This is a genomic window from Vibrio sp. Vb0349 (genome assembly GCF_033338975.1).
Genome location: NZ_JAWOTS010000006.1, coordinates 132,040 through 151,348, shown reverse-complemented (window position 1 = coordinate 151,348; position 19,309 = coordinate 132,040). Strand labels below are relative to the sequence as shown.

General features: G+C 43.4%; 20 protein-coding genes. 15 read left to right on the top strand and 5 right to left on the bottom strand.

All coding sequences use genetic code 11. The features are described 5' to 3' along the window. Nucleotides 1-110: 110 nt before the first annotated feature. Nucleotides 111-1,058: a LysR substrate-binding domain-containing protein gene (locus R7Q47_RS09855; protein WP_130545035.1), complete on the bottom strand. Its 948-nt coding sequence runs from the start codon at nt 1,056-1,058 to the stop codon at nt 111-113. Between the two features lie 97 nt (nt 1,059-1,155). Between R7Q47_RS09855 and R7Q47_RS09850 the strand changes: the two genes are divergently transcribed. After that, a complete protein-coding gene (locus tag R7Q47_RS09850; RefSeq protein WP_005380156.1) occupies nt 1,156-1,365 on the top strand; it encodes a DUF1127 domain-containing protein in 210 nt (69 codons plus the stop codon). A gap of 68 nt (nt 1,366-1,433) precedes the next feature. Here R7Q47_RS09850 and R7Q47_RS09845 read toward each other — a convergent pair whose 3' ends face one another. Both R7Q47_RS09845 and R7Q47_RS09840 read right to left on the bottom strand, forming a co-directional pair. Continuing rightward, nucleotides 1,434-3,125, bottom strand: coding sequence for an AMP-binding protein (locus R7Q47_RS09845; protein ID WP_165401629.1), 1,692 nt, complete (start codon nt 3,123-3,125; stop codon nt 1,434-1,436). Nucleotides 3,126-3,273: 148 nt separating this feature from the next. After that, the gene (locus R7Q47_RS09840; RefSeq protein WP_248486957.1) at nt 3,274-3,999 is read right to left on the bottom strand and encodes a helix-turn-helix domain-containing protein; all 726 of its coding nucleotides are present in this window, start codon (nt 3,997-3,999) and stop codon (nt 3,274-3,276) included. A gap of 336 nt (nt 4,000-4,335) precedes the next feature. On the opposite strand from R7Q47_RS09840, the gene R7Q47_RS09835 reads away from it, so the two are divergent. From R7Q47_RS09835 to R7Q47_RS09770, 14 genes are all read left to right on the top strand, one after another. Then, nucleotides 4,336-4,509 (top strand): Flp family type IVb pilin, encoded by a 174-nt coding sequence (locus R7Q47_RS09835; protein ID WP_031781043.1) that lies wholly within the window; start codon nt 4,336-4,338, stop codon nt 4,507-4,509. Next, entirely contained in the window at nt 4,509-4,997 is a 489-nt protein-coding gene (locus R7Q47_RS09830; RefSeq protein WP_031781044.1) for a prepilin peptidase, read from the top strand. Before R7Q47_RS09835 ends, R7Q47_RS09830 begins: the two co-directional genes overlap by 1 nt. 62 nt (nt 4,998-5,059) lie before the next feature. After that, the gene (locus R7Q47_RS09825) at nt 5,060-6,373 is read left to right on the top strand and encodes an AAA family ATPase (RefSeq protein WP_213876443.1); all 1,314 of its coding nucleotides are present in this window, start codon (nt 5,060-5,062) and stop codon (nt 6,371-6,373) included. A 13-nt stretch (nt 6,374-6,386) separates the two neighbouring features. Next, on the top strand, nt 6,387-7,142 hold the full coding sequence (cpaB, locus tag R7Q47_RS09820) for a Flp pilus assembly protein CpaB (protein ID WP_005386448.1): 756 nt from the start codon (nt 6,387-6,389) through the stop codon (nt 7,140-7,142). Between the two features lie 7 nt (nt 7,143-7,149). After that, the gene (locus R7Q47_RS09815) at nt 7,150-8,613 is read left to right on the top strand and encodes a type II and III secretion system protein family protein (RefSeq protein ID WP_005386449.1); all 1,464 of its coding nucleotides are present in this window, start codon (nt 7,150-7,152) and stop codon (nt 8,611-8,613) included. Nucleotides 8,614-8,626: 13 nt separating this feature from the next. Further along, entirely contained in the window at nt 8,627-8,851 is a 225-nt protein-coding gene (locus tag R7Q47_RS09810) for a hypothetical protein (protein ID WP_031781045.1), read from the top strand. Nucleotides 8,852-8,876: 25 nt separating this feature from the next. Then, nucleotides 8,877-10,196 (top strand): pilus assembly protein TadG-related protein, encoded by a 1,320-nt coding sequence (locus R7Q47_RS09805; protein ID WP_137282334.1) that lies wholly within the window; start codon nt 8,877-8,879, stop codon nt 10,194-10,196. 37 nt (nt 10,197-10,233) lie between these two features. After that, the gene (locus R7Q47_RS09800; RefSeq protein WP_239931999.1) at nt 10,234-10,662 is read left to right on the top strand and encodes a TadE/TadG family type IV pilus assembly protein; all 429 of its coding nucleotides are present in this window, start codon (nt 10,234-10,236) and stop codon (nt 10,660-10,662) included. After that, nucleotides 10,659-11,192, top strand: coding sequence for a TadE/TadG family type IV pilus assembly protein (locus tag R7Q47_RS09795; RefSeq protein ID WP_005386454.1), 534 nt, complete (start codon nt 10,659-10,661; stop codon nt 11,190-11,192). Before R7Q47_RS09800 ends, R7Q47_RS09795 begins: the two co-directional genes overlap by 4 nt. Before the next feature lie 4 nt (nt 11,193-11,196). Further along, the gene (locus R7Q47_RS09790) at nt 11,197-12,405 is read left to right on the top strand and encodes an AAA family ATPase (RefSeq protein WP_005386455.1); all 1,209 of its coding nucleotides are present in this window, start codon (nt 11,197-11,199) and stop codon (nt 12,403-12,405) included. A 12-nt stretch (nt 12,406-12,417) separates the two neighbouring features. Next, on the top strand, nt 12,418-13,863 hold the full coding sequence (locus R7Q47_RS09785; protein WP_046875025.1) for a CpaF family protein: 1,446 nt from the start codon (nt 12,418-12,420) through the stop codon (nt 13,861-13,863). Nucleotides 13,864-13,872: 9 nt separating this feature from the next. Next, nucleotides 13,873-14,841 carry a type II secretion system F family protein gene (locus R7Q47_RS09780; protein WP_046875024.1) on the top strand — a complete coding sequence of 323 codons (969 nt, stop codon included), beginning with the start codon at nt 13,873-13,875 and terminating at the stop codon, nt 14,839-14,841. A 2-nt stretch (nt 14,842-14,843) separates the two neighbouring features. Next, entirely contained in the window at nt 14,844-15,785 is a 942-nt protein-coding gene (locus tag R7Q47_RS09775; protein WP_005386462.1) for a type II secretion system F family protein, read from the top strand. A gap of 20 nt (nt 15,786-15,805) precedes the next feature. Next, the gene (locus R7Q47_RS09770) at nt 15,806-16,819 is read left to right on the top strand and encodes a tetratricopeptide repeat protein (protein ID WP_005386465.1); all 1,014 of its coding nucleotides are present in this window, start codon (nt 15,806-15,808) and stop codon (nt 16,817-16,819) included. A 99-nt stretch (nt 16,820-16,918) separates the two neighbouring features. Here R7Q47_RS09770 and R7Q47_RS09765 read toward each other — a convergent pair whose 3' ends face one another. Together R7Q47_RS09765 and chrA are read right to left on the bottom strand one after the other, a co-directional pair. Beyond that, nucleotides 16,919-18,034, bottom strand: coding sequence for a phosphatase PAP2 family protein (locus R7Q47_RS09765; RefSeq protein WP_213912240.1), 1,116 nt, complete (start codon nt 18,032-18,034; stop codon nt 16,919-16,921). Between the two features lie 113 nt (nt 18,035-18,147). Then, the gene (gene chrA / locus R7Q47_RS09760) at nt 18,148-19,287 is read right to left on the bottom strand and encodes a chromate efflux transporter (RefSeq protein ID WP_248486955.1); all 1,140 of its coding nucleotides are present in this window, start codon (nt 19,285-19,287) and stop codon (nt 18,148-18,150) included. Nucleotides 19,288-19,309 lie beyond the last annotated feature (22 nt).

Genomic DNA, 19,309 nt, shown 5'->3' with positions numbered 1-19,309 from the left:
TTAACTCTATAACTTGAAAGCCCCGCTTAGTGCGGGGCTTTTTGTATTTAGCAGTCTTATACGCAGAGCGTGTTTGTTTTATTCCTATTTAGCGTTTGTTTTGACGATTGTTATGATGCCGTTCTAGTACTGTTGCCTTTTAGGTCAATGGTCCTAAAGTCTGGTACCACTGACTTTTCAAATATTTCTATTTCTTCCTTCAACCATTGCGCAAACAATTGAGCTTTAGGTCTTTTTAAGTAGCCTTTTGGCGCACACAAGTAATACGCAAAGTTGGGCTTGATAGCGATATCTCCAATTCGGACCAATTTGCCAGAACGAAAATATTGATGAGCTAAACTGTGTTTTACTAATGCCACGCCTTGAAGTGATAGTGCAGCCTCAAGCACGAGATGTGATCCACTGTATTTTAAGGTAGGCTTTGCTGCGCAGTGACCCAAGGTTGCTAACCACATATTCCAATCAAGATCAGGCCAAACATCTTCAATCAGCTCAGCTTTGCTTAAATCCTCGATGTTATAGATCCCGTGCTCTTTCTGGTACACCGGATGACAAGCAGGATAAAAAGCTTCGTCCATCAGCCATTGTGATTCTAAATTGGGATATTTTCCTAAACCGTAACGAACGCATAAATCTATCTGACTATCTTGAAAAGACACCAAATCATTGGTTGGTTCTAATAGCAAGGCGATATCAGGGTGACGCTGACGAAAAGCCGTAATTTTCGGGACTAACCAATGATGAGCGAAAGAGGGGAGTGTTGATATCGAAAGGTGGTTCGGGTTTGGATCTTGATTGACTAATCTAACCCCTTGCTGCAAATGAGCAAACCCTCTTTCTGCCTGACTAAACAGTAGCTCTCCCTCTGGTGTGAGCACGATTTTTCTGTGCTGACGAACAAATAGGTCCGTGCCTAAGAACTCTTCTAAATGACGAATTTGCTGACTAATGGCCGCTGGCGTAACAAACAGTTCTTTTGCTGCCGTTTTAAAGCTTCCTTCCTTTGCTGCAACGAAAAAGTAATACAAGCCCTGTAAGGGAGGCATTCGATCTTTCACATTAGTTTTCCTTAACTCTATGGCAGATTCTATCGTTTGAGGATATCAGCGTAGTCGCTGATTATTAAGTGGTCAACATTGTATAGGGATCTTTGAAATGGAAAACATGACACACACTTGTGAGCGTACTATACCTACTGCCCATCAGAGCGGGTTACAGTTAATTTATTCTAAACTGGCGGCTTGGAGAAGGAACTATAAGACACGTCGTCACTTGAGAGAGTTACCAAAGCACCTTTGGGACGATATTGGATTAGGTGAAAGGGAGATTAGTTGTGAAGTGAGTAAGCCATTCTGGAGAGAGTAGTCTATGAGTTTGATTCAAGCTCAAAGTTAAGTTGCACTCCCCAATGGTGTTGAGGAGTGCAAGCAAAATTACAAGTCTTCTTCCCACACGACCAATTCATCTTTTGGCCAATTGTGGCCTATCTCATGATACTTTTGTTCGAGCACATGACGTTTAATTTTAAGCGTTGGCGTCAGTACGCCATTTTCTATACTCCAAGGTTCTTTAATCATTAACACGCCTTTGATTTGCTCATGAGAGGCGAGTTCTTGATTCATCCTAGCAATAACTTTACGTGTGGTGCGTGCGTATCGCTCTCGATCAAAGTTAGGGAAGTCATGTGGCACAACCAAAAGAATTGGGGCGGGTAGCCCTAAACCGATGAGACACATCATCTCTACGCGACTGTACTCAAAAAGCTTTTTCTCGATAGGAACCGGAGAGACAAATTTACCTTTGGCGGTTTTGAAGTTATCTTTTTTACGGCCTTGAATCGTTAGATAACCATCTGAATCGATAGCGCCGATATCGCCTGTGTGTAGCCAGCCCTCTGAATCAAAAGACTCTTGGGTGGCAATGTCATTTTTGTAGTAGCCAGAAAATAGCCCTTTGCCACGCACCATGATTTCATCATCAGCTGCGATTTTTAACTCAATGCCTGGCCCTGCATTACCGACACTACCGATTTTGTCAGCTCTAAATGGGTAGTTGAGCGTGCTGTAGGCAAATGATTCCGTCATCCCCCAAGCCTCTGTGATATCAAGGCCCACTGAGTGGTACCATTCCAACAGCGCTGGCGAGACAGGTGCAGAGCCACAGCCTAATACTCGAGCCTGATCTAAACCTAGACCATCTGCTAGCTTTTTCTTGATCAAAGAATTGACGAATGGGATTTTCAACAGAATATTGAGCTTCTTCTGTGGAAGTTTGTCTTGAATACGTTGCTGGAATAGCGTCCATAATCGTGGGACGGAGATAAACAGAGTTGGTCGGTGCATCTTCACATCTTCGATAAAAGTGTCCAGTGACTCTGGAAATGCTGTTGGCACGCCACCCATAATCGATGAACCGAAGATATAAACACGCTCTGTAATATGAGCGAGCGGTAAATAAGAGAACAGTCGGTCGTTTTCTTGGATACCAATATGATTGATCAGTTGCTGAACAGACCAACTGAATGCGCCGTAAGTTAGCATCGCGCCTTTCGGTAACCCTGATGTGCCTGAGGTATACACCAACGACATTAGCTTGTCATCGTAATGCTGCGGACGCTCTTCACTTGGCACTGCACCAGCAATGAGCGCTTGGTATTCGTGCTTACACTTAGGTGCCGTGTCATAAGGTAGAGCGATGCTAATGAGTTCAGGCATAGCATCAATGACTTGCTGAGTTGCTTTGGGATCATCGAGTTTTCCGCCAATGATCGCTTTACTTTCACTATGAGTCACACAGTATTCGATGGTGTCTGCACCGGCGGTAGGAAAGATTGGCACACTGACATAGTCACCAAGCATCATAGCAAGATCGCAAATAAACCATTCTGCACAGTTTTTAGATACTAACGCAACTTTGTCGCCAGGCTTTACACCAAGCGAGCGTAGTGCGCTGACAAGTTTTAAGGCTTGATCTGCAACATCAGAGAATGTGTACTCAACAAACTGTCGGTTAATAATTTGTTTTAGGTAGACCTCATTTGGACGCTCTTGAGCCCATTTGAGGATCATTTCATTTGGTGGTGGGAGAGCGCAACCAGCAGCGCTATTTAGATTCGGCTGATTCATTTTAAGTGACTCCATGTCTTCTCATTGTATTTATAATTGTTAACGCATTGTTAACTTTAGCATGTTAAATCGCGACACGGGAATGCATTTTGATGAAATATGTGGGGAAGATAGCGTTAGTTGTCCTGACAGTCGCTACAAATAAAGCCTAAAACTGCTGTCGATAATTTGCTGGAGACAGCCCCGTTTTTTTCTTAAAAATTCGAGAAAAGTAAGAAACGTCTCGATACCCGCACTGATAAGCAATGTAAGCAATTTTCATCGATTCATTTTCAATTAGCATTTTCTTAGCTAATGAAATGCGTTTCGCCGTGACATAATCACGAAAGCACATACCCACTTTACGGTGGAAAACTTTGGAAAAGTAGTTCGGCGAGTAATGACAAAGAGCGGCTGCTTCCTCTTCTCTTAGGTCCTTATGAACGTTATTGGCGATGTAATGGACTACGTCTGAAAAGTTTGACTTGCCGCTTCGAGAGAAAAGTTTATCTACCGAGATTTGTTCTTCGTCTACTTTACTATGCAAAAAGTATTTCAATTTTATTTGTGAAAGCCAGATAGGAAGAGTGAGCTCGTTCAACTTATAATATTCCGCACAAATATGCTTGGGCGGCAAGTGAGGAGCCGTATCTTTTGGAGATACGACGATCAGTTTTTTGTCGAGGTTTTTACAGAGCGTTACAACACCTTTCAAGTGCTCTTGATGATCACAGGTTATGTAGTAAAAGAAATAGCTATGTTCTTTATCACTGAGGACTGAGATATCTTTACTGCAGTCCATAATGTCAAAGCACCCATCAAACTCACAACGAAATTGTTCCGGCAGCGAGCAAAGGGTCTCTCCTATCCAGTAAGCTTTGGTCTGTTTATCCATATGAATCCTGCTCAGTACGTACTACACCAATGTTAGTATGCATTGAGGTCAGTCGAGCCTCATTCCTTGAGCTTCAGACCTCACCCTTTCGTTTATTAAGCTTAGGCTTATATAGTCATACTGCAAGTGTGAAATGTGTCACATAGCTTACAGTGATGTGTCTTATTTATGATACATTTCGTCTCTGAAGCGCAGACAGGCAAGAAAGTACTAACCTTTGGCAAAAAAGTCCTAACCCCCCTAATTCTTGATGACTAATGTTTAAGCATGATTCGGGTGTATATGATACCTGCGTCATGGACAAGCGAGATTTGGTTAAATAAAGGGGATAATCTTATGGATAACTTTCGTAATCTAATCAAGGACTTCATGGAAGACGAAGAGGGGCTAACACTTTTGGAGTATATCCTAGGTGCGGCACTAATTGTTACTGCATTCTTGACTTCAGGCTTCTGGACAACCTTGTCTAACAAGTTCACTTCAGTAGCTGGTCGTATTAGCTCTTCGTAATGGTTAGCGAGTTAATTATTTGGTCATTACTTATTGCGATTGGAGTTTCAGACGCACAGAAACACAGAATACCGAATAAAGCGGTGCTTATGCTTTTGGTTGCAGTAACTGCAAACGTAATTTACAACCCAGCCACAACTGGTTTGGATCATTTATATGGTGGGTTGGTTGCGTTTGCGGTGTGTTTCGCGCTGTATCTTTTCAAAGTAATGGCTGGAGGAGACGTTAAGTTACTCGCCGTCATAGGGGCATGGTTGGGATTGAGTAACCTTGGGGAAGCGTCTACCGGGATAATACTCGCTGGAGGCATTGTCGGCATTTTTTATCTAATGCTACATGTGTCATCGACTAGTGTTGCTCTATCACATCAGATTAAAGGGTATTGCTTAGAAAAAGTAACACCAGGTTTTAGGTCCAGTAAGCCGTTGGTCATTCCATTCGCGCCGATAATCGTAATTGGATTAGCTTATTTTTCCTATACCCACTAAATAAAAATAATAAATGGCATGCAGCATCAGTTGGCTAAGCAACTTCAAGGAGGGGAAGTGTGATGGGCTCTGTGTATTGGGAAAAACTCGTGCCACAAATAAATCCACCAAAAGTACCTTCATCGGTAGAAGGTCTTGGCATACCGGCTTCAGTCGTTGAAAACTTAGTGTTGAAACACCTGTCAGCTTATCCGAAATGTGATTTGATCGAGTTAACACAGCGGTTATGTGTGGTTTCAAATATTGTTGAACTTGCTTTGGCGCAGTTGAGGAAACGAAGCTGGGTTGAGGTATATCAGCCTACATCTGAGAAGCTAAACCATTCGTACTCGAACATTCGTTATAGTCTAACGGAGTTAGGACTTGCGGAAGCAGACATTGCATATAGAAAAGATCCGTATATCGGTCCTGTTCCAGTTTCTTTGGAAGAGTATTGGACCGTTGTTGAAGGACAAGATCTACGCAAAAACCCTGTTACCCGTATCGATGTAGAGCGTGCATTATCTGATGTTTTTGGCTCGGATCACTTAGTTCCTGTTCTCGGACCTGCTATCAACTCTGGACGAGCTTTGTTGCTTTACGGCCACGCGGGTACTGGTAAAAGTTACGTTGCATCAAGAGTGCTCAATGCAATGAACACTTCGGTGTTTATTCCTTACGCCGTATATGCCGATGGCAACATCATCAAAGTGTTCTCAGAGCATCATCACCGTCGTTTAGACAACTCCCATTCTCAGGTTTTCGTTAAGTTGGAAACCCATTACGACAAACGCTGGGTTCTTTGTGAAAGACCAAACATTCAAGTGGGCGGTGAGCTGACATTGGAGATGCTTGAGGTAAACCACAGCGAGCATAATCGTGTATGGATTGCGCCACTTCAAATGATGGCTAACAACGGAATCTTAGTAATTGATGATCTCGGTCGTCAGTCAATGCCTGTTGATGCCTTGCTAAATAGATGGATCGTTCCGATGGAATACTTATTTGACCATCTGGCGCTGCCAAATGGTCAACAAGTAACGGTGCCATTTATGCTTACTTTGGCATTCTCATCCAATTTTGCACCAAGCAAAATTGCTGACCCTGCTTTTTTACGCCGTCTGGGGTACAAAATTGAGTTTAAGCCACTTGGTGATGATGACTATAAAGCGCTTTGGTTATCGCTGTCCAAAGACTTGCAACTCGCGTTGTCGCCTGAATTCTTTGACACATTAAATCAATTGCACCGTGAAAATAACATGCCTAATTATCCATGCTTACCTAAAGATCTTTTGGGCATTAGCAGAGACGTTCTCGTTTTTGAAGGAAAACGAAAAGTCGTCTCATCAGACATTTTAACTCGTGCCTGGGGACTGTATTTCACAGTGGATGAATAGGGAGATCTAAATTATGAGTCGGACTCAAGTCATCATGCTATTGCTACTCTCCATTGTTTTCGGCCTTGCTGCCGTGTTGATAGCTAAACAATGGATGGATGGCAGAAACCAACCAACAGTCGAGTTAGAAGAGGTCGAAAGGCATCCCGTTTTAGTTGCCGCCATGGAGCTAGAACCAGGAACTATTCTCTCTGAGAAACATTTGTCTACTAAGCTCATGGAAGTGGACTGGATAGATGATGAAACATTGAAAGTAAAAGAACAGGCATTGGGAAGAATCGTTGCCAATACTATTTACGCGGGTGAACTTGTTAACCCTCATCGCCTTGCCCTACCTGGTGAAGGCGCAACACTTGCTGCATTAATTCCAGAAAACAAGCGAGCAATCACTATTCGCGTAAATGACGTTATCGGTGTGGCAGGTTTTTTGTTACCAGGCAACAAGGTCGATGTCCTGAATACAGTGAGTTATGGACAAGGTAAAAACGCCACAACAAAAACAGTGCTTAAAAATATCAATGTTCTTGCGGTGGACCAAACAGCCAAAACGAATGATAACAAACCCGTGATTGTACGCGCTGTGACTTTAGAAGTAACACCGAAAGAGGCAGAAAAGCTCTTATCGGCGAACAGCAAAGGCGATATACAGCTTGCTCTGCGCAACCCTCATGAAGTGGATAAACCTGTTGTAGCAAGAAAATACACGCCACGACCTAGTGTGACCATTATTAAGGGATCTCAGGCATCCAGTGTCCGAGTCAGCAATTAGGTGAATTATGAAAACAATAATATTACTTGTTAGCCAGTTACTTTTCGTCAGCTTGTCTGTTAACGCAGCTACGGCGCAGTCAGGAAAAGTCGTAACCGTTGCACATCACCAATCAACTCAATTGATGATATCAGGCCAAGCAAAGAAAGTGACGTTAGGGGATCCAGAAGTCTTGGATATTTTAGTGCTCAGATCGAACGAGCTGTTTCTTATTGGTAAGAAGTTAGGTACCACGAATGTGTCGGTGTGGGATCGCAGAGGCCGGTTAATTGAGCAGTTTAACGTGGAAGTCACGCATGATCTAAATACGCTTAAGTCGAAGCTTTATCAGTTCTTGCCGGATGAAAATATCGAAGTGCACAGTGCGCAAGAAAAAGTGGTACTTAGAGGCTTGGTCAGCAGTCAGCAAAACATGGACACTGCAGTCAAAATTGCTGAAACCTTTGCTTTGGGTGAAGCGGCAGATGAAGAAGATGATAGCTCTAAAGATGATGAAAGTATGGTCATCAATCTACTTTCTATTGGTGGTGCTCAGCAGGTGACGCTAGAAGTTACCGTTGCCGAAGTACAGCGCACACTTGTAAGACGCTTCGACTCAAACTTCCACTTTTTCCAAAGAAGTGGGGACTTTACTTGGGGTGGTACGACTGCTGGTGGCGGTATTGATGGCATTGGACCGATTTTGAACGTCCCAACAGTCGAAGATTTCGGTTTTCTCGGATCGTTTATCGACAGCAATACCTTATTTACCTTTGCGCTTGATGTGGCGAAGCAAAACGGCGTAGCGAAAGTGCTGGCAGAGCCTAGCCTTACCGCATTAAGTGGTACGCAAGCCGAGTTTGTCGCTGGTGGTGAATTCCCAATTCCAGTACCAAATGAAGATGGCATTACCATCGACTACAAAGAGTACGGTGTTCAACTCGACTTTGTTCCGTTTATTTTGAGCGATAAGAGAATCAATCTCAAACTGAACGTCAATGTGAGTGAAATTTCCAATTCTGGTGTGTTGACGTTTAATCCAAACGAAGTGAATGCCACTTTCTTTATTCCACCAATCACAAAACGAAGTGCTGGTACAACGATTGAGCTAGCAGATGGTCAAACCATTGGTATTGCGGGGCTATTGAGTGAAAACGCGCGTAACGTTGCGAATGGTATACCTGGTGCGAGTGATCTACCTGTGTTAGGCCGCTTGTTTAAGAGTGAAGAATTTACCTCTGGGGAAACAGAACTAGTCATTCTGGTTACTCCTCGATTAGCAACCCCAATTGATCGACGTCGAATCACTCTACCAACAGATGGTTTTGTTGCTCCAAACGATGTGGAGTTCTATTTGCTTGGTAAAGGTGCTGAGTTGGATTTCGATAGGTACCAGCTAAACGACATTAGTGAAGAAGATACTAACAACAATTTTATTCAATACGGTTCGTCAGAAGGTGGCTCTGAGGGCAAGTTTGGGCACAGTCTATAAGTGGGAGAACAAGATGAAAAGCATAATGATAATGACCATTTGTTTCACATCATTCGGCTTGTTTGGCTGTGCGAATGACCCCGAGCTTGGTATCTCGGTTAGCCAGCTGCGCGCTGAACAAACTCTGAATCCAGAAGCCTGGTATGAGAATTTGGGCTACTTACCGGAAGGTAGTGGTGAGCGCACACAAGTTAGCTTAGAGGTATATAACAACAATGGGGTAGCCAAAGATGATTAAGTGATATGTTCACTTAGGAGGGGCTATGCGAAGGAATATGCATATAGCGCCAAGGAGAGCTCAGAAAGGGATTACCTTGGTATTAATTAGTTTAGTTTTATTATTTTTACTTGGTGTTGCAGCCTTTGGTATTGATTTGAATCACCAAGTACTCAATAAAACAAGACTACAAAACGCGGTCGACTCCGCTGCATTAGCGGCTGCGGTTGTCGTCGATGAAAGGACCGACGCGGCAGATTTGGCTGAGCGGCTTAGTTTAGCGACGCAGGCGGCGAATGATGCTCTGACTCATTCTGCTGCGTCTGATGGTAACCAAGAATTAGTTTACACGGGGGAAAACATAGATGTAACTTTCTCAAATTCGAACGCTAAAGGCTCATTTGTTGAAGCTGGAGAGTTCTCTTTGGGCAGTGACAGCGACATCTATGTTCGTGTTGCCGTTAGTAATGTTCTGTTGACACAGTATTTAAGTGGCATGTTTGGGCTCGACAAAGGGGTGTCAGCGAGTGCTGTTGCAGGACCAAGTGCGCCAAGCATTACTACATGTAACGTGTCGCCTATTGCTATGTGTGGCGATGTAGGCTCAGCTGATCTGGCGTGGGGATACATTCCTTCTTCAAACCCAAACTACAATGGTGCACAAGATCGAGATGCTGACACTATTCATGTATTGAAACCATCAGGGCACACGGATGGTGGCATTGGTTCGGGTAACTATCACCTTTTAGACTTTGGTTCCGGTAAAAATACAGTAAGAGAAATGCTGGCAGGGGATACTGAGGAGTGCATAACAGTCGGTGATTTAGTCACAACAGAGACTGGTAAAGGTACGGGACCAGTAGCGCAAGGTCTAAATACGAGATTTGATGGGGGTAAGCCAGATGAAGGCATTACTTCAGATAAGTACATCGAAGAGTCCAACGTAACATACGACAATTACCAACAACAATATCAGGATGCGGAAGATCCGGCCGTTGATAACGATGCGTTTTATTATGCCGATTATGTCGAAGGGTTAGCCGCTTGTACGGGGGGGCCTGGCGCGTGCAAGTCGCAATATTACCGAGCGGATGGGAAAACCGATAGAAGGGTATTACGAGTGCCGATCGTTCGTTGTGATGAAGCTCCAAAAAAAGGCGGCAAGATGGATTTAGAAGTACTGGGCCTAGGATGCTTTTTTGTTACTCAGGAAGTGCAAAACAAGGGGAATGAATCGGAAATATTCGGTCAGTTTCTAGAGGATTGTACGGTAAAAAATGCGTCGTCTGGGGTAGATCCGGATGAAGATGGAGTTGGGCCATACAAAATCGTTCTATACAAAGACCCGTCAAGTGGAGGGTCTTAATATGATGTACTCCAATAGAAAGCATCAGATGAAAAAGATGCTCAATCAGAAAGGACTGGCAATTATAGAGTTTATTCTTGCATTGCCAGTGCTACTGATGCTGACCGTATTAGTTATCGACGTGAGCCGAGCTTTTATTCAATACACAGAGGTCAACAAAGCGTTGCAAAATGGCGCACGGTATGCCGTGGTTGATACTTATGGCACGTTAGATTTTGAAGGTATAGCTGAAGAATCTGATATTAAAAATGTGGTGATCTATGGCACGCCGAGTGGCGTTGGTACGCCGGTAATCGACTATATTGAAGCTGCTGACATTATTGTGACTCAACCAACGGACACCAATAAGGTTGTCACCATATCGGCTACTTATAATTATGAGCCTATTTTCTCAACCTTACCTTTTACCGGAACCTCTTTGGCTTTCAGTATTGGCTCTTCTGCGTCAATGAGGACTAGCCCATGAAACAATGGATAAGGAAACAGAAAGGACTGACCCAAGTTGAGTTTTCGTTAATTGCACTTGCGGTAATGTTAGTACTGTTCATGATTATTGAGTTTGCAATCTACTTTTATTCAGTGCAAATGGTCAACGAAATTACCAGGCGAGCGGCACGACTTGCCACGGTTTGTTTTATTTCTGAACGTGATGAAATACCTAATCATCAAGCTTTGGAGAGTCTATATCCTTCAGGTTTTACCGCTAATAATTTACAAATCGAATATTTAGACGATACAGGTGCAACTGTTGATGTGTCGGATTTTTTGAGTACTCCACCTGCAGCATCTACAGTGTTAGATGCTCAGTTTTCAAAAATAAAATATGTTCAAGCAAGAGCAGTTGATTATGAATTTAAGTTTTTTGTGTTAGCTGCGCTTATTAGTGCAGTAGGAAAAACGCCTGCTTTTGAAACTGTATTGCCGGCAGAAAGCTTAGGTGTATTAAAGCCTGAAGCTGATAACCCAGCTGTTTATTCGGATTGTTCCGCGGAGTAGCTTTATGTTGAAACCAGTCAAAATGGATAATGAAACACATAAAAGTTTAAAAACTAACTTGATTATTTGGATAGTTTATTCTACATCAAATTTTAAAATTCACATTGCTGATGAACTATCAAGGTGTGTAAATCTAAATATTGATTGGATAGAGCTAGATACCTTTAACTTGGACTTTGTGAAAAATAAGCAAGTTCCTGATCTCATTTATATTGAAACCGGTGAAAGCTGGGCTCAGAAAGTGGCTCATGTTTATTCTAGTGACAGCAGTTTACAGCATAATCATACCGCTTTGATTGTATTTGGCGATGAGAACGATACTGCATCCCTTAAAATGGCATTAAGGCTTGGGGCAACAGATTATTTGTCTCGTTCGGTTGATTTTGGCGAGCTATATCCTTTATTAAAATCTACCGCGGATGAAAAGATTGCCAATAAGAAAATGGGCGATCTAACATTGTTTATTAATACAAAAGGCGGCTCTGGAGCAACCACTTTGGCTATTAATACAGCAATAGAATTATCAAGCTATGCTAAGAGTAAAGTGTTGCTCGTTGACTTGGATATGCAGTTTAGTGATGCTGCTGATTATTTAAACTGTAAGCCTAAATACAATATTAATGATGTGATTGATTCTGTTAATGATTTAGATGAATTATCACTAGAAGGACTAGTCTACCAGCATCCTTCAGGTTTGAATTATTTGTGTTTTAACCAAAATGATCCTAAAGGTAATTACAAGCATGCGGTTCAAGTTAGTAAATTATTACCTATTTTGAGGCAGTTTTACTCACATATTATTGTGGATTTATCTCATGGCGTTGAGCACGTTTATCAACAAATTGTTTCTCCGGCAACACATGTTTTTTTGATTCTGCAACAGAATGTTACATCGGTGAAGCATGCTGTTAGTTATATACGTTCTTTAGAATTAGACTATGGTTTAAGTAGTCATCAGGTTGAACTAATTGTTAATCGTTTTGAAAAGAAATCGACAATATCGTTGAAAGACATTGAAAATGCGGTTAGTGGACATGCAATACACTTAGTACCTAATAACTTTGCTATTGCTATCGAGAGCGCTAATTTGGGCAACCCAATTGTTCAATCTAAGAAAAATAGTGCGCTGAAAGCGTCTTTGGCTGAAATATCGCACTTATTAGAAAGTCCGACCAAAGAGAATCAAAGTTGGATAAAAAAACTATTTTCTTAGTAAGGGGGAGTTATGTTTTTCAAACGGAAAGGCGTCGGGAGTTCTTTCAATTCCGTAGATGAAACAAAAGAATCCAAGGTTGTGAATGTCGAGTTGGCAAAATCTGATGAAGACACGTCAGATGAGCAAAAGTCTTTGTCGCCGGTAGAAGCCAAGATGAAAGCGATCGAGGAGCAGAAAAAGCAATTAGAACAAGATCTCTCGATAAAACACTACTACCACAAGAAACTACTGGATACCTTGGATCTCGGGCTTCTATCGCACTTGCAAGAAGATCGCGCGAAAGAGGAGTTGCGCGAAGCGGTTGTTCAGCTCATTGCGGAAGATCAAACACACCCATTGAGTTCAGAAGCGCGAAACCGCGTAATACATCAAATTGAAGATGAAGTGTTCGGCCTGGGGCCTCTTGAGCCACTTCTTGAAGATCAAACAATCTCAGATATCTTAGTAAATGGCCCGAAAAATATTTTCGTCGAACGTTTTGGTAAGTTGGAGAAAACACCGCACACCTTTTTAGACGAACGCCATTTGCGCAACATTATCGACCGTATTGTAAGCCAAGTGGGTCGAAGGATCGATGAGGCTTCACCCATGGTGGATGCTCGACTCAAAGATGGCTCACGTTTTAATGCGATTATACCTCCTCTTGCTATTGATGGGCCTTCAGTTTCTATTCGACGTTTTGCGGTTGAACGTTTGAACATGGATAACTTATTAGAACTTGGATCGTTGTCTCCTGAAATGGCGAAGTTTCTTAATGCGGCGGTTGTGGGGGAAATGAATATCCTGATTTCTGGAGGTACAGGTTCTGGTAAAACAACCACGCTAAATATTTTGTCGAGCTTTATTCCTAGCGACCAACGCATTGTAACCATTGAGGACTCAGCAGAGTTACAACTCCAACAGCCACATATTATCCGTTTGGAAACACGTCCTTCCAATATCGAGGGTAAGGGTGAAATTTCTCAGCGTGATTTAGTAAAAAACTCACTACGTATGCGTCCCGATCGGATAGTTGTTGGTGAGGTTCGTGGCTCAGAAGCGGTGGATATGCTATCCGCAATGAACACGGGTCATGATGGGTCTTTGGCTACTATCCACGCGAATACACCAAGAGATGCGTTGAGCCGGATTGAGAATATGTTCTCGATGGCAGGGTGGAATGTGTCGACAAAAAACTTGAGAGCGCAGATCGCGTCTGCCATCAATATTGTTGTGCAAATGGATCGTCAGGAAGACGGTAAACGTCGCATGGTTAGCGTACAAGAAATTAATGGCATGGAAGGTGACGTTATTACCATGTCGGAGATCTTCACCTTCCAAAGAAGAGGGGTCGATCAAGAAGGCAATGTGTTAGGTGATTACATGGCTACAGGGATTGTACCAAGCTGCCATGACCAATTAGTAAAACGAGGCTTAGACGTACCATTTGAAATATTCAATGAAAAAGCCCGTTAGGAGATTGCTATGGATAGTCAATTCCCCCTTTTTCTTGTACTGCTGTTTTTGTCCGTATTCTTTATTAGCCAAGCGTTAATTCTGCCTTCTGCGGGTAAAAAGGTTAAGCATAAGCAATTAATCAAGCGGATACACGAAAGCCATAAACATATTGATCAAGAGAGTATTTCTTTATTAAGGGAAAACTCGCTCAAGAATCTATCGCCATTAGAGCGATGGCTTGTGAGGTTTAGCCTGTTCGATAACTTTAAGAAGAAGTTGGAACTGGCTGGGATACACATGGGGTTCAGTCGGTTTATTTTCCTCACATTCCTCGGAGGGACTGCGGTTGGTCTATTTCTGTTCTTGTTCGGGCAAGTTTGGTACCTCTGTGCTGGTGTTGCTTTTGCTTGCTGGGTGTCTGTTTACTTCTACATACAGAAAAGGATTGCTGATCGTTTAATGAAATTTGAAGAGCAACTGCCAGAGGCTCTCGATATCATCAAGCGAGTTTTGCAGGCAGGGCAGCCAATTACGCAGGGGTTTGGAGAAGTAGGCAGAGAGGTTAGTGCTCCGCTTGGTCCTGAGTTCATGAATACCTTTAACTTACTCAACTATGGTTATGACCTCCGTTTGGCGATTATGCAAATGTCGGAGAGAACTCCTACCGTATCTATGCTTGCTTTTTCCAGTGCGGTGTTACTGCAAAAGGAAACGGGTGGTAACTTAGTCGAAAACATTGAGAAGCTCTCCCATATCCTACGTGCTCGTTTCAAACTTGCTCGAAAAATAAAAACCATTTCGGCGGAATCTCGAATGTCGGCATGGGTATTAGTATTAGCGCCTTTTGGTTTATACGTCATCATTTCCCTTGTTCGACCTGAGTATATTGAGTTACTCCACACGCATCCAATGGGGATCAAAATGGTCATTGGTGGGATGGTAGCGTTGTTTATCGGCACGCTTTGGATTCGTAAAATCGTCAATATTGAGGTGTAGCCATGGAAAGTATTCAAGGATGGTTAAACGATTTTGCTGTCGGCCAAGAAACACTGCTTATGGGGTTGATCCTCATCACTACAGTGTTGGTTGTGATGACGTTAGGCTCGATAATTATCGGGGTTAACTCGCCAATTAAACGAAAGTTAGCCGAATTGTCTGGTGATAAGAAAGAAGTCTCTCATCACAACAAAAAAATGTCAGACACCTTGGAGTCGTTAGCGCCTTTAACTTCCCCAACCAGTGAAAAAGAGCGCCAAACGACACGCAATAAACTGATGCATGCTGGGTTTCATGAAAGCAATGCATTATCGATGTTTTATGCCATTAAATCGGTCACGACGATCTTAGGTGTGATGGTGGCGGCACTGGTGTATTTCTCGGTTCCGGAATCTAAATACCTGTACACGTATATGGCGTTATCCGTGTTTATTGGGCTTTTATTTCCTGATTTTATTTTGCGTCGAATGGTGAACAAGCGTCAGCAAGCGATTCGTGCAGGTGTGCCCGACATGCTTGATTTGCTGGTGGTTTGTACCGAATCAGGGCTTGGCTTTAATGCAGCGTTGCGTCGGGTTGCTGATGAATTGGTTATCTCTCACCCAGAGCTTGCTGATGAAATCGATACGGTGTGCAACAAAATTAAAGCGGGCAAACCAATGCCAGAAGCGCTGAGGGAGCTAGTATTAAGGACAGGGTTAGAAGAATTAATGGGGCTGGTAAGTATGCTTAGCCATGCCTCTCGAATAGGGGGGAGTTTAGTCAACTCCTTGCGTGAATATACCGAAGACTACAGGGATAAGCGTCAACAAGCAGCAGAAGAAATTGCTGCAAAAATCCCAGTCAAAATGATGTTTCCAATGGTGCTATTTATTTGGCCTTGCTTTTTTATAGTGGCTATCGGACCTGCGTTAATTTCATTGGCTGAGGCATTTTCTAATTAAAAAGCAAAATAGGGATCGTTATGTGGATTAAGAAATACGTCATCATCTCGTTGTTGGTGCTTACCGCATGTTCAACAACTGAACAGTCATCAGATTTCGATTCAACGCTGTACTCAGGTAAGCCCGTTGAGTCTCTCACTAATGATGAACCTCCCAAAACAGAGGAAGAGGCAATCTCACGAGGGGATATTGCATTAAGCAACAAAAATGTCGACTTAGCCTTGTATGAATATATTCGCTCGCTCTCTTTCCCGAATGCGGTCCATAAAGATAAAACCTTGTACACCGTGGGGCGCATCCATTTAGCTAGGGAGAATTCAGAACTCGCCGATAAATCATTTCGAGCATCTTTGGCTGAGAACCCCGATCATATTGGCTCCCTGACTGAGCTTGGTACTTTATACACGAAGCGTGGAGAAAAGGACGTCGGGAAAAGCTACTACATACGCGCTTTGAATGCTGACCAAATTCGCATGGATGGCGATCCTACCATCACTAAAGACAACATTACTGCAGAGAGCGTTGCAACATATCGCTATGATGATAAATCACCAGTCTCTGCTTACTCCGGTCTAGGTGTGCTTTACGACATTCGTGGCGACCACGATATTGCGCAGGCGTTAATTCGAAAAGCGTTGGATATTGACTCAAGAAACGTAAACGCTTTGGTCAGCCTTGGCTACTCCTACTACATGGAAAAAGCTTACTCAAAAGCGGCGCACTTTACTCAAGCCGCACTAAGTATCAAGCCAGGAGATGAGAGAGGAATCAATAATTTAGGTCTCATTGCTTTAGCTAAAGATCAGCCACGACAAGCTCTGAGTATTTTTAGTCGACACATGACAGAACCCGAAGCGCTCAACAATGTTGGCTATTTCTTGATCCTTCAAGGCAAACCAGGAGAGGCGATTCCTTATTTACAACAGGCTATTGATAAGAACCCTGCCTACTATGAACTGGCAAATAAAAACCTAGAACGAGCATTGGCAATGGTGAGAGAGCGAGGGGATACCTCTACCGCGCTTCTCCAATAAATTTGAAGACCCTTTTAAAAGAAAGCCACTCTGCAAGATAGAGTGGCTTTTTCATTTATGGGGAGTAGTCCGTTGCAAAGGTGTTTGTTCAATTAGCCGTCATTCGCTTCTTTCAGGGTAAGAAGCATAGCGCCGTAAAGCCCAACCAACTATCTTCCATAACATCACCGTCAAGAGTGTTGCGAGGTAGCCATCAATCGCATAATGCCAGGCTAAATGTACCGAACCGATTTGAATGATGACTGCGAAAGCGTAAGCAAAGTAGCCGATGGTTTTGTTGAGTCTATAAATTGATAGCGCCATCAAAACAGCAATGGAAACGTGCAAACTCGGCATTGCCGAAATGCCAGAGCCAATACCATTGGCATTCGCGATGTACTCATCCCAAAGATATTGCTGTGTAGGCAATGCCCACAATTGCCCAGCGTCTACATTGGTAAGATATTGGCTTTGGACTTCGAGCGTTTTCATCAGAGGAACAAACTGTTCATCTCCAGTGATAAGCTCCACATAACATGGGCCTGCTGAAGAAAGCAACGTGGCGAAGAAGACACCAAGAATCATCCAAGACAATGCGAACGTGAGTAAAAACTGTTGCCTTACCAACGGGTATTTTTTGTAGATAAGGAAAAAGATGAGTATGCCCCACATACAAAAAAACCATGCGTTGTAGGCTACATTTAGCCCTAATGAGGCCCAAGCATTGGAGAATAATGCATGGGTCAACTCCCACGGAGCAAACCCGAAGTGTAGCAACGAATCAATATTCGCAAAGGTCAGATCCCACTTGAATGGATTGATGATTGGAATCAGCGATTTCAAAAACGTGTGATTAGAGAAAATCAGGTTGAGTGCCATCATCGAAACAAACACTGATACAGGTCGGTACAGCGGAAAAATAAGATGCTTCAGTTTTCGTATGAAGCGCTTTGCTGGCTGTTTTTCTTTGCGCAGTATGAGATAGAAATAATAGTAGATACACCAGCTTAAACCTGTGACATACAAAGCTTGTATGAGTGTTTCAAGGTAAGTGGTAAAAGAGTAATCGATAGGGAAATCGAGATACAAAGAACAAAGATAAATGACAGCAGTCGATATAAAGCAATAGGTGTAGAAAATCTTATCGTTCAATAACTCATTCTTTACTGATGTGAGTAAAGCCGATGCTTTTTGCTGCCAGCTAAGGTTGAGCTCGTAATTGTTGTCTTGTTCCATTGATGATCCGTCATCTCTATCCTTCCAATATCATTAAGCTTAGTTGAGAAAACGGGCACTCGTATTTGAGTACCCGTGGTTTATCTGGATTCAATAGTTGGCGTATCAGCAGGCTACATCATGCCCGTGACAAGGCCTGCCGCCACAAAAAACACGATCATCCACAGAACCGAAAGGTTGAGCTTTTTGTGTAGATAAAAACCTGCAACCACTAACGCCATGTCGATGGGAGCAACAACTGCGCTGCTAAATACTGGCTGGTAAAGTGCCGCGAGTAGTAACCCTACTACCGAGGCATTTACACCGTTGATGGCGCCGGAGACCAGCGGTTTTCCTGCCAGTGCTTGCCAGTTCTTAAGAACGCCAAGTAGTAAAAGAAACCCTGGGAGGAATACGCCAAGCGTTGCGATCAGCGCACCTAAAATTGGCGTATCCGAAAGCTCATAACCGATAAAAGTCGCAAAGGTGAACATTGGCCCTGGTACAGCTTGTGCAGCGGCGTAGCCTGTTAAAAATGCATCTTGGCTGAGCTGGTCGCCAACAATGTTTTGCAGAAGCGGCAGAACCACATGACCGCCACCAAACACTAAGCTACCAGCTTGGAAAAAATCACTAAACAGCCCAAGTAAAGGTAACGTATGAGCCACTAACGGTAAGCCGAGTAAAAGCACCGCAAATAGAGCCAATGGCGCGATAGACGGTTTAAACGACTCGGCTGATGGCGCGGAGTCTTTCTTCAGATACCGCATTCCGACAAAACCTGCTGCGATCAACACGAACATTTGCGTCATGATGCTTGGTGCCACCAGCAACGCAATCGCAGTCGCGACGCACAAACCCGCGGTCAGTTTACTTTGGCAGAAGTTTTTGTACATGCCCCAAGTCGCATCCGCCACGACGACGACTGCGAGCAGTTTTAGGCCGTGAACGATGTTTTGGAACACTGCGGTGTCGGTGATTTGGCTGCTCACCATCGCCAGCGCCAACATGATGACCACTGAAGGAAGCGTGAATCCGACAAATGCTGCGCATGCGCCACCTAAACCGCCACGTTTATAGCCTAAAGCAAAGCCAACTTGGCTTGAGCCCGGTCCCGGCAAAAACTGACTGAGCGCGACAATTTGCGCGTACTCGCTGTCATCAAGCCATTTCAGTTTCTCAACAAATGTTTGGCGAAAATAACCAATATGAGCCGCCGGGCCGCCGAAGCTGAACCAACCCAGCCAGAAAAAAGTTTTGAATATGGTGAACATGTCGAGCCTGTTTATCTAAAAA

Excerpts from the sequence above, each read along its gene's own strand:
- R7Q47_RS09850 (WP_005380156.1), top strand. The coding sequence starts at position 1,156 with ATGGAAAACATGACACACACTTGTGAGCGTACTATACCTACTGCCCAT.
- R7Q47_RS09845 (WP_165401629.1), bottom strand. The coding sequence starts at position 3,125 with ATGAATCAGCCGAATCTAAATAGCGCTGCTGGTTGCGCTCTCCCACCA.
- R7Q47_RS09840 (WP_248486957.1), bottom strand. The coding sequence starts at position 3,999 with ATGGATAAACAGACCAAAGCTTACTGGATAGGAGAGACCCTTTGCTCG.
- R7Q47_RS09835 (WP_031781043.1), top strand. The coding sequence starts at position 4,336 with ATGGATAACTTTCGTAATCTAATCAAGGACTTCATGGAAGACGAAGAG.
- R7Q47_RS09830 (WP_031781044.1), top strand. The coding sequence starts at position 4,509 with ATGGTTAGCGAGTTAATTATTTGGTCATTACTTATTGCGATTGGAGTT.
- R7Q47_RS09825 (WP_213876443.1), top strand. The coding sequence starts at position 5,060 with ATGGGCTCTGTGTATTGGGAAAAACTCGTGCCACAAATAAATCCACCA.
- cpaB (WP_005386448.1), top strand. The coding sequence starts at position 6,387 with ATGAGTCGGACTCAAGTCATCATGCTATTGCTACTCTCCATTGTTTTC.
- R7Q47_RS09815 (WP_005386449.1), top strand. The coding sequence starts at position 7,150 with ATGAAAACAATAATATTACTTGTTAGCCAGTTACTTTTCGTCAGCTTG.
- R7Q47_RS09810 (WP_031781045.1), top strand. The coding sequence starts at position 8,627 with ATGAAAAGCATAATGATAATGACCATTTGTTTCACATCATTCGGCTTG.
- R7Q47_RS09805 (WP_137282334.1), top strand. The coding sequence starts at position 8,877 with ATGCGAAGGAATATGCATATAGCGCCAAGGAGAGCTCAGAAAGGGATT.
- R7Q47_RS09800 (WP_239931999.1), top strand. The coding sequence starts at position 10,234 with ATGCTCAATCAGAAAGGACTGGCAATTATAGAGTTTATTCTTGCATTG.
- R7Q47_RS09795 (WP_005386454.1), top strand. The coding sequence starts at position 10,659 with ATGAAACAATGGATAAGGAAACAGAAAGGACTGACCCAAGTTGAGTTT.
- R7Q47_RS09790 (WP_005386455.1), top strand. The coding sequence starts at position 11,197 with ATGTTGAAACCAGTCAAAATGGATAATGAAACACATAAAAGTTTAAAA.
- R7Q47_RS09785 (WP_046875025.1), top strand. The coding sequence starts at position 12,418 with ATGTTTTTCAAACGGAAAGGCGTCGGGAGTTCTTTCAATTCCGTAGAT.
- R7Q47_RS09780 (WP_046875024.1), top strand. The coding sequence starts at position 13,873 with ATGGATAGTCAATTCCCCCTTTTTCTTGTACTGCTGTTTTTGTCCGTA.
- R7Q47_RS09775 (WP_005386462.1), top strand. The coding sequence starts at position 14,844 with ATGGAAAGTATTCAAGGATGGTTAAACGATTTTGCTGTCGGCCAAGAA.
- R7Q47_RS09770 (WP_005386465.1), top strand. The coding sequence starts at position 15,806 with ATGTGGATTAAGAAATACGTCATCATCTCGTTGTTGGTGCTTACCGCA.
- R7Q47_RS09765 (WP_213912240.1), bottom strand. The coding sequence starts at position 18,034 with ATGGAACAAGACAACAATTACGAGCTCAACCTTAGCTGGCAGCAAAAA.
- chrA (WP_248486955.1), bottom strand. The coding sequence starts at position 19,287 with ATGTTCACCATATTCAAAACTTTTTTCTGGCTGGGTTGGTTCAGCTTC.